The following is a 14,599-nucleotide window of genomic DNA, read 5'->3' as shown; positions in this document are numbered from 1 at the left end:
ATGATTCTGCCTTGGCTAATCCTGATCCCCTTCATCGGCGGCCTGCTGTGCTGGATGGGTGAGCGCTTCGGCGCCACCCTCCCCCGCTGGATTGCGCTGATCACCATGTCCCTGCTGCTCTCCCTCGGCCTCTGGCTGTGGGCCAACGGTGACTATTCATTTGCTCCGGCGCCTGGCGCCGATCCGACCTGGGCGCTTGAGTTCAAGCACGTCTGGATCCAGCGCTTCGGCATCAACGTGCATCTGGCCCTCGACGGCCTGTCGCTGTTGATGATCCTGCTGACCGGCCTGCTGGGTGTGCTCTCGGTACTCTGCTCGTGGAAAGAGATCCAGCGTCACGTGGGCTTCTTCCACCTGAACCTGATGTGGATCCTGGGCGGTGTCGTCGGCGTGTTCCTGGCCCTCGACCTGTTCATGTTCTTCTTCTTCTGGGAAATGATGCTGGTGCCGATGTACTTCCTCATCGCGCTCTGGGGTCACAGTTCTTCGGACGGCAAGAAAACCCGGATCTACGCGGCGACCAAGTTCTTCATCTTCACTCAGGCTTCCGGCCTGATCATGCTGGTGGCGATCCTGGGCCTGGTATTGGTCAACTTCAACGACACCGGCGTGATTACCTTCAACTACGCCGACCTGTTGAAGACCAAGATGTCGATGACCACCGAGTACATCCTGATGCTCGGCTTCTTCATCGCCTTCGCGGTCAAGCTGCCGGTCGTACCGTTCCACTCCTGGTTGCCTGATGCTCACGCCCAGGCACCGACCGCAGGTTCCGTCGACCTCGCTGGTATCTTGCTGAAAACCGCTGCCTACGGCCTGCTGCGTTTCGCCCTGCCGCTGTTCCCGAATGCCTCGGCCGAGTTCGCGCCGTTTGCGATGACCCTGGGTCTGATCGGGATCTTCTACGGTGCGTTCCTGGCGTTCGCGCAAACCGACATCAAGCGTCTGATCGCCTTCTCGTCCGTTTCCCACATGGGCTTCGTACTGATCGGCATCTACTCCGGCAGCCAACTGGCGCTGCAGGGCGCGGTGATGCAGATGCTGGCCCACGGTCTGTCGGCGGCGGCACTCTTTATCCTCTCCGGTCAGTTGTACGAGCGTACCCACACCCGCGACATGCGTGAAATGGGTGGCCTGTGGTCGAAGATCGCTTACCTGCCAGCCTTAAGCCTGTTCTTCGCAGCAGCTTCCCTGGGCTTGCCGGCGACCGGTAACTTTGTCGGTGAGTTCCTGATTCTGATCGGCACCTTCGCCAGCGCTCCTTGGGTCACCGTGATCGCGACGTCCGGCCTGGTGTTCGGTTCGGTGTACTCGCTGATCATGGTCCACCGTGCCTTCTTCGGCCCGTCGAAATCGGACGCGGTGCTGCATGGCATGGACGGTCGCGAACTGATCATGGTGGTCGGTCTGGCTGCACTGCTGATTTACATCGGCGTGTACCCGCAGCCGTTCCTCGATACCTCTGCCGCTACGATGCATGGCGTGCAGCAGTGGCTCGGCACCGCCTTCACTCAACTCGCTTCGGCCCGGTAAGAGCGCTATGGAATTCACGACTCAACACTTTATCGCGCTAGCGCCGTTGTTGATCACCAGCGCCACGATCATCGTGGTGATGCTGGCGATCGCCTGGCGCCGCAACCACTCCCAGACCTTCCTGCTGTCGGTGGCGGGTCTGAACCTGGCACTGCTGTCGATCCTGCCTGCCCTGAAAGTCGCGCCCCTGGCCGTGACCCCATTGCTGCAGATCGACAGCTTCGCCTGCCTGTACATGGCGCTGATCCTGGTCGCCACCCTCGCCTGTGTAACCCTCGCCCACGCCTACCTCGGCGATGGCGGCACGGGTTACCCGGGCAACCGTGAAGAACTGTACCTGCTGATCCTGATGGCCGCCGCCGGTGGCCTGGTGCTGGTCAGCGCGCAGCACCTGGCCGGGTTGTTCGTCGGCCTGGAACTGCTCTCGGTACCGGTCTACGGTCTGGTGGCCTATGCCTTCTTCAACAAGCGTTCGCTGGAAGCCGGCATCAAGTACATGGTGCTGTCGGCGGCAGGTTCCGCGTTCCTGTTGTTCGGTATGGCCCTGCTCTACGCTGACGCCGGTTCCCTGAGCTTCGTCGGCATCGGCCAAGCGCTGGCGGCTACTGGTCTGCCAAGCTCGCTGGCTCAATTGGGCCTGGGCATGATGCTGATCGGCCTGGCGTTCAAGCTGTCGCTGGTACCCTTCCACCTCTGGACTCCAGACGTCTACGAAGGTGCTCCGGCACCGGTTGCAGCGTTCCTGGCTACCGCTTCCAAAGTGGCTGTGTTCGCGGTGATGGTGCGTCTGTTCCAGATCTCGCCAGCGGCGAGCAGCGGCGTGCTGAGCAACGTGCTGACCATCATCGCTATCGCGTCGATCCTGTTCGGTAACCTGCTGGCCCTGACCCAGAGCAACCTCAAGCGTCTGCTGGGTTACTCGTCCATCGCCCACTTCGGCTACCTGCTGATCGCCCTGGTGGCGAGCAAGGGTCTGGCCGTGGAAGCCATCGGCGTGTACCTGGTCACCTACGTGATCACCAGCCTCGGTGCTTTCGGCGTGATCACCCTGATGTCCTCGCCGTACAAAGGCCGTGACGCAGATGCCCTGTACGAATACCGCGGCCTGTTCTGGCGCCGTCCGTACCTGACCGCCGTCCTGACCGTGATGATGCTGTCCCTGGCCGGTATCCCGCTGACCGCGGGCTTCATCGGCAAGTTCTACATCATCGCCACCGGCGTCGAGTCCCATCAGTGGTGGCTGGTCGGCTCCCTGGTACTGGGCAGCGCCATCGGCGTGTTCTACTACCTGCGTGTGATGGTCACCCTGTTCCTGATCGAGCCAAACCTGCGTCGCGTCGACGCCCAGCTGCACTGGGAACAACGTGCAGGCGGCGTGATGCTGCTGGCGATTGCCGTACTGGCGTTCTTCCTCGGCCTGTATCCGCAACCGCTGCTGAACCTGGTTCAACAGTCGGGCCTGGCGGGTTGATCGCTTGAGCGACACTTGGTAGAAAACGGAAACGGCACCTTCGGGTGCCGTTTTTTGTGGCGAGCTGGCTCGCTCCCACAGTGGACCTTCTCCCTCCTCCGGCCGTTGCTGAACCTGGCTTTGTGATCCGCGCACTCGAACCCGTCGGCGCGGAACCAGTACAGGTTGGCGAACAGCCGGTCTGATCTCGCTGAAGACTTTGGCCAGCACCTTGGACTCGTACCCTGGGATGGCGATGGTTTTCTGCTCATCCCGCTAAACGGCTCAGCGGCCGTGATGAAACTTTTCAGCACTTCGAGTTGCTGGTCGGCTATCGGTGTGGACTATTTGAGTGACTGCCGATCCATTTCTTCGCTGTGACTTCTTAGGTATCAACCCAGGCCCTCAACGCCCTCAACGCGAATGCCAGTCACATCTACTTAACCTTAATTTCAATCTTCCATCGTCCCGGATACCGTTTTCCCTTAGAACCACACACGCATAGGGCATTTAACTCAATGCACGGAAGAACTAGAAATATATAAAAACATGAATAGATATTTCTTACATTTGCAATTCGACAACACCTTAGAGGCAAGCTTAATTTACCGATCAGACCAACAACACAAAACGGCCAATAATGAAAAACGCATTAGTCATTCAACACCTGCACTTTGAAGACCTGGGCACAATTGAGCAACTACTGCTTCAACGAAACTACAACACCCAAATAATTGATGCTACTTCCGATGCACTTCACAGTGTTGACTCGGTAAAACCCGACCTGATGATTATTCTTGGTGGACCGATAGGTGCCTTTGATGAGAAAAAATTCCCATTTATAGAAAGCGAAATTGCGCTCATCAACAAACGTTTGCAAAGCAACAAAAAGACCTTGGGGGTATGCCTCGGCGCCCAGCTTATAGCGAGGATATTGGGAGCTTCAGTTTATCCAATGGGGCAACTGGAAATTGGCTTTTCCCCCCTCCGATTGAATGAACACGCACTCCACTCATGCCTTGAACCCTTGAATGACATACCTGTCTTGCACTGGCATGGAGACAAGTTTGACATCCCCAAAGGCGCTGCGCATTTAGCCAGCAGCGAACTCTGCGCCAACCAGGCATTTAGTGTCGGCAACAACATATTGGCTCTTCAGTTTCACCTGGAAATTGACTCTGACCGTATCGAGCAATGGTTGGTAGGCCATGCAGCCGAACTTAATACTGCATCCATTGACCCTCGTGATCTGCGCCAACAAGCATCCTTGCATGGAAGTCGTTTAAAAACAATTTCCCAAAAAGTAATTTCGAACTGGCTTGACCTGCCTGAAAAATAATACCCCAGGACTGACACTCAAAAAGGTAACCTACCGTGAACACACAAGTAACTCATACTTACTCGGTTGCGCAGATGCTCGAAAAACTTTCCGTGCTATGGAGCACGCGGGCCGCGGTAAACAACAAACAACCTCCTTTCTCGGAACTGGCGTTCGACCCCGGTAAAAATGACTTCTGCGAGAGCCTGCTTCCGTTCAGAAATCATCCAGCATGGATCGAAGCCTCCCACGAAATTAAATCCACATGCCTGTCTTATGCATGGATAATCTACAATCTCAAAACAATTTACATCGAGTGCGACATCGTTACGCCTGCGTGCGAGGACATAATAAAAACTCCGCCAAGTGCTACCAGGAATCGCGCATTACTTCAGGAGTCCATTTCTGAAGCACTGCTTGATGAGGCGCTGCACACCAAAATGTCAGTTACCGCGTGCAACTACATTTATCACCATCGAGACCTCGCTTACCTGAATTTCACCGACTTCAATCTGATCAAGTGGAAGAACTGGGTTCTTTCATCCTGCTCTGCGGAATGGGAGCGCAGGCTTACTCGATTCGGGATCGCTTGCGCAAGTGAAACACTCATAACGGACTACCTAAAAACTTTGGCGGAAGATGGCTCCGTTCAAAGCATTTGCCACCAGGTCACCAAAACTCATGCGATGGATGAATGGAGCCATTCCAGTGTGTTCAGCTATGTAGCTGCAGATCTTATAACAACATTGTCAAACAGCGAAAAAGCGCATTTGAAAGCGGTCATAAAAAAAACCGTATCAATGTTTGCCAACAATGAAATGAACGCGTGGGAAATGGCATTTTCACATGCTCGTCTGCCTCGCTATTCAGACATCATCCAGGACACCGATTCGCTAGGCGAAGTCAAAGTTTATACTGACTCAGTCGATAATCTGTTGAGCAGAATAGGTCTCAACGAAATAAATTGACGGGACATCCAACTTCGTCTGAAAACCCAGAACCCATCAAAAAACGCAATCAACTCTTTATCATGTAGGGGGAAACCATGGAACGGTTTACGTTCTTGAGTTGCGAGAAAATATCCGATATCGCAACCAACACAAAGACCTACCTGCTACGCGTACCCGGCGCCATCACAAACGATGATTTTAAACCGGGGCGCTTTATTGTGATCAATCACCCCGACCAAAGTGGCACCTCACAGAAACGCAACTATTCGATCACAGCGCTGAAGGAAAACAACCTCATTGAAATAGCGGTAAAAAGTACCGGCAACAACGGCGTTTCGGACAACCTGCATTCCAACATAAATTCAGGATCACTACTTTGCTTGTCTAACGTTGGCGGAAATATCACATCAGATTGCATTTCGGCTTATCGCCATGTATTGATGTTGGCCGGAGGTATCGGCATCACTCTGCCGATTGCACTTATTCGTTGTTTGGCCAAACTCAAAAAAAAACGGTGAGCCAACTCCAAAAGTAACGCTCCTGGTTAGTTCACCCACTATTGGCAGCATCCCTTTCCTTGCGGAACTCCTTGCTCTAAAGCTTGGATCAAACTGGTTTGATGTTCGTTTCTTTATTACCAAAGAGACAGTTAACACTCACTCGCATCACTTTTTTGGCGGACGCCTGAGTAAACGGGTCTTACTGGAATTACCCCCCGCAGACGCAGCAGTTATTTGTGGCAGCCATAACTTTGTCATTACCCAGCAGGCACTCGTCTCGGAGTTCAACTACAACATCCCTTTTTATATTGAGGCGTTTAGCAGTCCGGAACGCCCAGTACCGGAACCAGATCGCATCTCACAGACCACTGTATGCGCACGCTCAAATCAATTGGACTATCACTTCGAAATCAATGCTGAAACAACGCTGCTTGATGCATTGGAAGCCAACCAAGTGCCCATCCGCAGTCAGTGTCGATCGGGTATCTGCGGCAGTTGCAGAATCAAGGTAGTTTCCGGGTCATGTAAAAGAGCACCTGATTTTTCGCTCAGCACCGAGGAGCGGCAGTCGGGTTATGCTCTGGCCTGCTGCTCTTACGCCGAGGGTGATCGGCTCACAATTGAGGTCTAGTCCCTTACTTGGCAGGGCCGCGCAACAACGATAGTACTGACAATCGAGTAGGAGGCGGTTTCACAACCGCCGTCCTCTCACACCACCGTACGTACGGTTCCGTATACGGCGGTTCAGGCTATACGATTAAGCCGGTTTATCGTATCCAGTATTGAGACCAGCCCGAGTCGATCCCATAGCTTCTTCGGTAGCGTCTGATTCATATGTGACGCTCCCGAGTTCCACCATGGGCCTCGGCCATTGACCGCCGATTTCCACGCCCGCGCCTCGTCGATTCCCAAACGTATCAGGTTGCGCGCCCTCGTAGAGGGCCGCTTCCATTGACGCCATATGACGCAACGAAGTTTGTGACGCACCCAGCCATCAAGCTCCTCAAGTGGCCGCTTGCTCTGACTCAGCTTGAAGTAGCCAGCCCAACCACGCAGCACGGGAGTCATTTGCTCAACGATATATCTCATTGAGCGGCCCCGTATCCGACGCAAGAGTTCCCTGAGTCGGTCGCGCAGGCGGTGCAGGCTTATGCTCGCTACCCTCAGCTTCGGCTGTTTATGCCAGCTCATCCCATAACCCAAGTAATCACAGGCCCAAGGCCGTGCCACGCGGCTCTTTTCCCGATTCAGTGTCAGTTTCAGACGCTGAGTCAGGAAGCGCTCAACACTGGCCATGACCCGTTCGCCTGCACGATAACTGCGCACATAAATGTTCGCATCGTCGGCATAGCGCACGAAGCGATGGCCCCGCCGTTCCAGTTCGCGGTCGAGTTCGTTGAGCAGGATGTTCGACAGCAACGGCGAGAGCGGGCCGCCTTGCGGCGTCCCCTCCTGCCGTCGGCTGGCGATCCCGCCCGACATCACACCCGCTTCGAGGTACCGGCGGATCACTCTGAGCGCTCGCTTATCCACAACCTGACGCTCTATATGAGCCATCAACACGTCGTGGTTGACTCGATCAAAGAACTTCTCCAGATCGAGCTCCACGCACCAGCGGTAACCCGCCGCCACATGGGCGCGAGCTGTTTCGATGGCTTGGTGGGAGCTTCTGCCCGGACGAAAGCCGTAGCTGTAGTCCGAGAACAAGGGGTCGAAGATCGGCGTGAGCTGTTGCAGCAGAGCCTGTTGGATCAGGCGATCCACGACGCTGGGGATACCCAGCTGACGGGTTCCGCCTTTGGGTTTGGGGATGTCGATGGCGCGTACACCTTGAGATGGTACTCGCCGGCCAGCAACCGAGCCTTGAGGGTCGGCCAATACTGTTTCACGTAGCCGGCCAATTCGTCGACCGTCATGCCATCGGCACCCGGCGCACCCTTGTTGCTGACCACGCTTTGATACGCACGCTTGAGGTTGGCGGGTGCAAGCACCCGCTCCATCAGCATGTCCGGCTCCGCGTTCGTCCACGCCACAGACGCCGCCGATGTCTGCGCACTGACAACCGCAAGCCCAGGATTCTGTCCAGGACTTGGGGTTACAGTTCTCTTGTGGAGAAATTTCTGCATTTCGGTATTCAACGAGACTCTGGCGCCTACTGGCGGCATAACCTGTTCGGCCCTTGGTGACGGAGTTACTCGTCACTTACTACGGCTTCGGCTGACTTCTGCACGTTCATCCCGTCGCCTCTCGACGCTCGGTAGCACACTGGCAAACATGCAGATCTCCCAGGGTAATTCGCGCGACCTTCCTGCTTATGCCTGTCGGATTTACGTCGTAGCATTCCGTGCAAGTATTGGGCTTTAGTGAGCATTGCCACCTGACCCCGCTACGCCGCCTGATCCGCTTCCTGTTCGTCAGGCCAGCATTTTGCCTCGGGCTTCCTTCAGATTCGCAGTCACCCGCGACACCCTTGCCTCTGGCTAACACTTCCCCTTGCCGGGTGTGTAGAGGACTTTCACCTCCAAGTCACCAGCATGGCCACCACAGCCAAACTGATTGCGCTTACGCGCAACGCGCCATGCCTGGCGCACAACAAAAACGGCACCTTTCGGTGCCGTTAGCGTTTCACATTACAGACGATTATTTACGCGCCGCCTCCCAAGACTTCAGCAGTTCGTTATAGCTCACGGTCTCGCCCTTAGGCTTCTCGTTCGCCAGTTTCGGCTTCGGTGCGCCCGGCTGATCAAACCAGTATTGCGCGTCGCGTTCCGGGTTCATTTTCGGCGCGCAGGTGGCTTGCGCCTTCGAGCGTTCCAGACGGCTCATGATTGCGTCCTGATCCTTGGCCAGGCCGTCCAGTGCCTCTTGCGGGGTTTTCTCGCCGCTGGCGGCTTCGGCGATGTGGCTCCACCACAACTGCGCCAGGCGAGGATAATCCGGCACGTTGGTCCCGGTCGGGGTCCATTGCACGCGGGCCGGGCTGCGGTAGAACTCCACCAGGCCACCGAGTTTCGGCGCCAGGTCGGTCATGGCCTGCGAGTTGATGTCAGACTCGCGGATCGGGGTCAGGCCGACGATGGTTTTCTTCAACGACACGGTTTTCGAAGTCACGAACTGCGCATACAGCCAGGCCGCGAGTTTCTGTTTCTCAGGCGTGGATTTCATGAAGGTCCAGGAACCCACGTCCTGATAGCCCAGCTTCATGCCCTCTTCCCAGTACGGTCCGCGCGGCGACGGCGCCATGCGCCATTTCGGCGTGCCGTCGGCGTTCATCACCGCCAGCCCCGGTTTGGTCATGTCGGCGGTGAACGCGGTGTACCAGAAGATCTGCTGGGCGATGTTGCCCTGGGACGGTACGGGGCCGGATTCGGAGAAGGTCATGCCCGCCGCTTCCGGTGGCGCGTACTTCTTCATCCAGTCCACATACTTGGTGGTGGCGAACACCGCCGCCGGGCCGTTGGTGTCGCCGCCGCGGGTCACGCTGGAACCCACCGGATGGCAATCCTCGACGCGGATGCCCCACTCGTCCACCGGCAAACCGTTGGGCAGCCCCTTGTCGCCACCACCGGCCATGGAGAACCAGGCATCGGTGAAGCGCCAGCCCAGGGACGGGTCTTTCTTGCCGTAGTCCATGTGCCCGTAGACGCGCTTGCCGTCGATTTCCTTGACGTCTTCGCTGAAGAATTTGGCGATGTCTTCATAGGCCGACCAGTTCACCGGTACGCCCAACTCGTAGCCGTACTTTTCCTTGAACTTGGCCTTCAGGTCCGCACGCTCGAACCAGTCGGCGCGGAACCAGTACAGGTTGGCGAACTGCTGGTCGGGCAATTGATAGATCTTGCCGTCCGGCGCGGTGGTGAAGGAGATGCCGATGAAGTCCTTGATGTCGAGGGTTGGCGAAGTGAAGTTCTTGCCCTCGTTGGCCATCAGGTCGGTGATCGATTCGGTCTTGCCGTAGCGGAAGTGCGTACCGATCAGGTCCGAGTCGTTGACCCAGCCGTCATAGATGTTCTTGTCCGATTGCATCTGGGTCTGCAGCTTTTCCACCACGTCGCCTTCCTGCAGCAGGTCGTGGGTCAGCTTGATCCCGGTGATATCGGTGAAGGCCTTGGCCAGTACCTTGGATTCGTACTCGTGGGTGGCGATGGTTTCCGACACCACTTTGATGCTCATCCCGCGAAACGGCTCAGCCGCCTTGATGAACCACTTCAGCTCTTCGAGTTGCTGATCGGCCGTCAGGGTGGATGGCTTGAATTCACTGCCGATCCATTTCTTCGCCGCGTCTTCATAGGCATCGGCCCAGGCAGACGCGCTCAAACCGCTGAGTGCCAGCATGGCTGCCAATGAAATGCTATGTCGCAGCTTATTGTTTTTGTCGAACATAGAGACCTCCTGTTTAAGTTTCGGAGCAACATTGCCGAGCGATTCGACTAGCCCCAACGCATCACAGCCAACAGCCACACCAGGGACATCGCGAAGGCGACCCAGATGCTCCAGTCGGTGACGCCGATTACCAGCAAATGCAGGTAGGCGCTGCCGAGAAGACCGATGAACAAGCGATCGCCACGGGTGGTGGCAATCGGTAGAAAACCTCGCCGAAGCACGCTCGGCGAACGCAATTCCCAGGTGGTCATGCCCACCAGGATCAAGCCGATGACACCAAAAAATGCCGCCGTGGGGACGGTCCAACTCATCCATTCCATCATCAGTTCCTCATACCCGGCCCAGGGCAAAGCCCTTGGCCACGTGGTTGCGAACAAACCAGATCACCAGCATCCCCGGCAGGATGGTCAACACCCCCGCCGCCGCCAGCACGCCCCAGTCGATACCGGATGCCGAGACAGTGCGGGTCATCACCGCTGCGATCGGCTTGGCGTTCACCGAAGTGAGGGTTCGCGCCAGCAGCAGTTCGACCCAGGAAAACATGAAGCAGAAGAACGCCGTGACACCGATGCCGGAGCCGATCAGCGGGATGAAAATCTTCACGAAGAACTTGGGAAAGCTGTAGCCATCGATGTAGGCGGTTTCGTCGATTTCCTTGGGCACGCCGGACATGAAGCCTTCGAGAATCCACACCGCCAGCGGCACGTTGAACAGGCAGTGGGCCAGGGCCACGGCGATGTGGGTATCGAACAAGCCGATCGAGGAATACAACTGGAAGAACGGCAACAGGAACACCGCCGGTGGCGCCATGCGGTTGGTCAGCAGCCAGAAGAACAGGTGCTTGTCGCCGAGGAAGCGATAACGCGAAAACGCATAGGCCGCCGGCAGCGCCACGCTCAGGGAAATCACCGTGTTCAGGCTCACGTAGTACAGCGAGTTGAGGTAACCGGTGTACCAGCTCGGGTCGGTGAAGATCACCTTGTAGTTGTGGAAGGTGAAATCCTGGGGAAACAACGTCAGGCCGCCGAGGATTTCGCTGTTGCTCTTGAACGACATGTTCAGCAGCCAGTAGATCGGCACCAGCAGGAACAGGATGTAGAGCAGCAGTGGAACAAGCTTTCTCTTGCTCATGGCGGGCCTCAGCGGTTGGCGTCGGAGTGAGTCATGGCGGTGTAGAACAGCCAGGACACCAACAGGATGATCAGGAAGTACACCAGCGAAAATGCCGCCGCCGGCCCCAGGTCGAACTGCCCGATCGCCATTTGCGTCAGGGTCTGGCTCAAGAAAGTCGTGGAATTGCCCGGACCGCCGCCCGTGAGCACGAACGGCTCGGTGTAGATCATGAAGCTGTCCATGAAGCGCAGCATCACGGCGATCAGCAGCACACTCTTGAGCTTGGGCAACTGGATATGCCGGAACACCGCCCAGGCCGAAGCACGGTCGATCCGCGCCGCCTGGTAATACACATCCGGAATCGCCCGCAATCCGGAGAAGCACAGCAGCGCCACCAGCGAGGTCCAGTGCCAGACATCCATCACCAGCACGGTGACCCAGGCGTCCATGGTGTTCGCCGCATAGTTGTAGCTGATGCCCATGGCCTTGAGGCTCGCCCCCAGTAGACCGATGTCGGCGCGGCCGAAGATCTGCCAGATGGTGCCGACCACGTTCCACGGGATCAGCAACGGAATCGCCAGGATGATCAGCACCACCGACGACCAGCGGCCCTTGGTCGGCATGGTCAGGGCAATCGCAATCCCCAGGGGGATTTCGATCAGCAGCACGCAGGCCGAGTAGATGAACTGGCGCAGCAACGAGTCGTGCAGGCGTGGATCGAGCAGCACCTGCTTGTACCAGTCAGCGCCGACGAAGTAGCGGCTGGACTGGTCGAAGATGTCCTGCACCGAATAGTTGACCACGGTCATCATCGGGATCACCGCACTGAACGCCACCAGCAGGAACACCGGCAGCACCAGCCACCAGGCCTTGTTGTTCTGCACCTTGTTCATGGCTGCGCCTCCTGGTTGGCATTGGCTTCGAGCAGGAATTCATCGGCGTAGACCATCAGCCACTGCGCCGGAAAACTGATGTAGGCCGTGCCTTGTGGCACCGGTTTGTCTTCGGCCAGGCGCACTTTCAGCGGCGCGCCATCGAGGTCGAGGCTCATGATCTTGTAGGTGCCCAGGTCTTCGACGTGTACGACCTTTGCCCGCAGCGCCTCATCAAAGGCTTCGTCCCACACATGGACGAACTCCGGACGAATGCCGACCTTCAGGGTTTTCCACTCCGATTCAGCAATACGCTGCTGCATCGCCTCCGACAGCGGCAGATGAGTCGAGGCGAAACCGACACCGCCCGGTTGCGGCTGCACCTCGATCAGGTTCATCCCGGGGCTGCCGATGAAGTAGCCGACAAAGGTGTGGCTCGGGCGCTCGAACAATTCCCTTGGCGTGCCGAACTGCACGATCTGCCCGCCGTACATCACCGCAATCTTGTCGGCGAAGGTCGAGGCCTCCAGCTGATCGTGGGTGACGTAGACCATGGTGATGTTGAACTGCTCGTGGATCTGCTTGAGCTTGCGCCGCAGTTTCCACTTCAGGTGCGGGTCGATCACGGTCAGCGGCTCGTCGAAGAGGATCGCCGACACGTCGTCGCGCACCAGCCCGCGGCCCATGGAGACTTTCTGTTTTTCGTCGGCGGTGAGGTTGCGCGCCTTTTTGCTCAGCAGGTTCTGCAGGTCAAGGACTTCGGCGATTTCCTGCACCTTGCTATGGACCCGGGCCTCGGCCATGCCCTGATTGCGCAGCGGGAAGGCCAGGTTATCGAACACCGTCATGGTGTCGTAGACCACCGGAAACTGGAAAACCTGGGCGATGTTGCGCTTTTCCGGGGTCAGATTGTTGACCGCTTTGCCGTCGAACAGCACATGGCCCTGGGACGGGCTGAGCAGCCCGGAAATGATGTTGAGCAAGGTTGATTTGCCGCAGCCCGAAGGACCGAGCAAGGCATAGGCGCCGCCCTGCTCCCAGATGTGGTCCATCTCGCGGATCGCGTAGTCCTCAGGTCCCACCGGGGTCTTGGTGTAGCTGTGAGCGAGGTTCTGCAAACGGATTTCGGCCATCAGGCAACCCTCGTGACACGCCGGCCAGGCGCCTGGACCAGCCGCCCCTGCGTATCGAACACAAACAGTTTATGGGTCGGGATGTAGATGCGGATCGGCGCATCGACGTCGTATTCGTGGACACCCGGCAAGTGCAGCACCAGCAGGAAGTGCTCGTTGCGCACGTGCAGGAAGGTTTCCGAGCCGCTGATTTCCGCGACTTCGACAGTCACCGCCAATTCGAGGTCATCGTCGTTGCTCGGCACCAGCGAGATATGGCTGGGCCGCACGCCGAAACGGAACTCGCCCTCGCCCACCGGGCGCAGATCGACGTTCAGCGGGAAGTGCACGAAGTTGGCGAAACTCACCTCGTTGCCGGCAATGCGTCCCGGCATCAGGTTGATCGGCGGCTCGGAGAACAGCTCCGCCGCCAGCACCGTTTGCGGCTGGTGATAGACCGAGGCGGACTGGCCGCTCTGGATCACCCGGCCTTCATGAAGAATGGTGGTGGTGCCGCCCAGGGCCAGGGCCTCGTTGGGCTCGGTGGTGGCATAGATCGCGATGGTGTGGCGCGCCTTGAACAGCTCGCGCATTTCCTGGCGCAGTTCTTCGCGCAACTTGTAGTCGAGGTTGACCAGCGGCTCATCGAACAGGATCAGTTCGGCGTCCTTGACCAGCGCCCGGGCCATGGCCGTGCGTTGTTGCTGACCGCCGGAAAGCTCCAGCGGATAGCGCTTGAGAAACTTCTCGATGCGCAGCATCTTCGCGGTTTCCAGCACCTTGCTCTGGATCACTTCGCTGGATACACCGGCCTGGCGCAGCGGCGAGGCGATGTTGTCGAACACCGTCATGGTCGGATAGTTGATGAACTGCTGATAGACCATCGACACATTGCGCAAGCGCACGGGGCGTTGGGTGACGTCGACGCCGTTCATCAGGACGCGGCCGCTGTCGGGCTTGTCCAGACCGGCCATCAGGCGCATCAGGCTGGTCTTGCCGGACAAGGTGCGCCCCAGCAAAACGTTGAAGGAACCGGGTTCAAAACTCAGGTTGGCATCGTCGATCCAGGTCTGGCCCTCGACGGTGCGGCTGACGTGTTCCAAGGTGAGTGACATGGCTCGGCCTTTTTATTATTGGAGTCAAGCGACCGGAGCTCTAAAGCGACATCCGTGCCAAAAATATCAAGCTGTTGATTCAGCTAGAAATTCCCGAACAAGACGGCAAAAACGCGTTCGTTGCTGAACACAAATGAACAATCGGAAATGAACAATTGAACAGTTCACCCATTGACAGTGAACAATAGTGAACAACACTCTACGGACTGTTCACGGCCCTCGTAGGATCTGCCGGGATCGGCACTACCCCATA

Annotated in this window: 13 protein-coding genes and 1 pseudogene; 6 read left to right on the top strand and 8 right to left on the bottom strand. The window is 57.3% G+C overall.

The window, feature by feature from the left end:
- The gene (gene nuoM / locus VC35_RS03790) at window positions 1-1,533 is read left to right on the top strand and encodes an NADH-quinone oxidoreductase subunit M (protein ID WP_046037834.1); all 1,533 of its coding nucleotides are present in this window, start codon (window positions 1-3) and stop codon (window positions 1,531-1,533) included.
- Window positions 1,534-1,540: 7 nt separating this feature from the next.
- Window positions 1,541-3,004: an NADH-quinone oxidoreductase subunit NuoN gene (gene nuoN, locus VC35_RS03785; RefSeq protein ID WP_046037832.1), complete on the top strand. Its 1,464-nt coding sequence runs from the start codon at window positions 1,541-1,543 to the stop codon at window positions 3,002-3,004.
- A gap of 183 nt (window positions 3,005-3,187) precedes the next feature.
- Here the strand turns inward: nuoN and VC35_RS30205 are convergent.
- Window positions 3,188-3,368 (bottom strand): annotated as a pseudogene (locus VC35_RS30205) (carbohydrate ABC transporter substrate-binding protein); the annotation flags it as partial.
- 255 nt (window positions 3,369-3,623) lie between these two features.
- On the opposite strand from VC35_RS30205, the gene VC35_RS03780 reads away from it, so the two are divergent.
- The 4 genes from VC35_RS03780 to VC35_RS28600 all read left to right on the top strand — a co-directional run bounded on the left by VC35_RS03780 (window position 3,624) and on the right by VC35_RS28600 (window position 6,382).
- Window positions 3,624-4,322, top strand: coding sequence for a glutamine amidotransferase (locus VC35_RS03780; protein WP_046037831.1), 699 nt, complete (start codon window positions 3,624-3,626; stop codon window positions 4,320-4,322).
- A 35-nt stretch (window positions 4,323-4,357) separates the two neighbouring features.
- The gene (locus VC35_RS03775; RefSeq protein ID WP_046037830.1) at window positions 4,358-5,269 is read left to right on the top strand and encodes a diiron oxygenase; all 912 of its coding nucleotides are present in this window, start codon (window positions 4,358-4,360) and stop codon (window positions 5,267-5,269) included.
- A gap of 77 nt (window positions 5,270-5,346) precedes the next feature.
- Window positions 5,347-5,769: an FAD-binding oxidoreductase gene (locus VC35_RS28605; RefSeq protein ID WP_080925249.1), complete on the top strand. Its 423-nt coding sequence runs from the start codon at window positions 5,347-5,349 to the stop codon at window positions 5,767-5,769.
- Window positions 5,726-6,382, top strand: coding sequence for an iron-sulfur cluster-binding domain-containing protein (locus VC35_RS28600; RefSeq protein WP_080925248.1), 657 nt, complete (start codon window positions 5,726-5,728; stop codon window positions 6,380-6,382). The genes VC35_RS28605 and VC35_RS28600 overlap by 44 nt, the downstream gene beginning before the upstream one ends.
- A 113-nt stretch (window positions 6,383-6,495) precedes the next feature.
- Here VC35_RS28600 and ltrA read toward each other — a convergent pair whose 3' ends face one another.
- The 7 genes from ltrA to VC35_RS03740 form a co-directional block, all read right to left on the bottom strand.
- Complete coding sequence (ltrA, locus tag VC35_RS03770; RefSeq protein ID WP_223464547.1) at window positions 6,496-7,779, bottom strand: group II intron reverse transcriptase/maturase; 1,284 nt, start codon at window positions 7,777-7,779, stop codon at window positions 6,496-6,498.
- 612 nt (window positions 7,780-8,391) lie between these two features.
- Complete coding sequence (locus tag VC35_RS03765; RefSeq protein ID WP_046037829.1) at window positions 8,392-10,134, bottom strand: ABC transporter substrate-binding protein; 1,743 nt, start codon at window positions 10,132-10,134, stop codon at window positions 8,392-8,394.
- 47 nt (window positions 10,135-10,181) lie between these two features.
- Window positions 10,182-10,454: a DUF2160 domain-containing protein gene (locus tag VC35_RS03760; RefSeq protein WP_032829366.1), complete on the bottom strand. Its 273-nt coding sequence runs from the start codon at window positions 10,452-10,454 to the stop codon at window positions 10,182-10,184.
- Between the two features lie 10 nt (window positions 10,455-10,464).
- Window positions 10,465-11,265, bottom strand: coding sequence for a carbohydrate ABC transporter permease (locus tag VC35_RS03755; protein WP_046037828.1), 801 nt, complete (start codon window positions 11,263-11,265; stop codon window positions 10,465-10,467).
- 8 nt (window positions 11,266-11,273) lie between these two features.
- Window positions 11,274-12,140: a carbohydrate ABC transporter permease gene (locus VC35_RS03750; RefSeq protein WP_008046507.1), complete on the bottom strand. Its 867-nt coding sequence runs from the start codon at window positions 12,138-12,140 to the stop codon at window positions 11,274-11,276.
- Window positions 12,137-13,252: an ABC transporter ATP-binding protein gene (locus VC35_RS03745; RefSeq protein ID WP_046037827.1), complete on the bottom strand. Its 1,116-nt coding sequence runs from the start codon at window positions 13,250-13,252 to the stop codon at window positions 12,137-12,139. Before VC35_RS03745 ends, VC35_RS03750 begins: the two co-directional genes overlap by 4 nt.
- On the bottom strand, window positions 13,252-14,346 hold the full coding sequence (locus VC35_RS03740; protein ID WP_046037826.1) for an ABC transporter ATP-binding protein: 1,095 nt from the start codon (window positions 14,344-14,346) through the stop codon (window positions 13,252-13,254). The genes VC35_RS03745 and VC35_RS03740 overlap by 1 nt, the downstream gene beginning before the upstream one ends.
- Between the last annotated feature and the right edge of the window lie 253 nt (window positions 14,347-14,599).

The organism is Pseudomonas fluorescens, assembly GCF_000967965.1.
Classification (GTDB): Bacteria; Pseudomonadota; Gammaproteobacteria; order Pseudomonadales; family Pseudomonadaceae; genus Aquipseudomonas; species Aquipseudomonas grandcourensis.
This window is presented reverse-complemented; position numbering and strand designations above follow the sequence as displayed.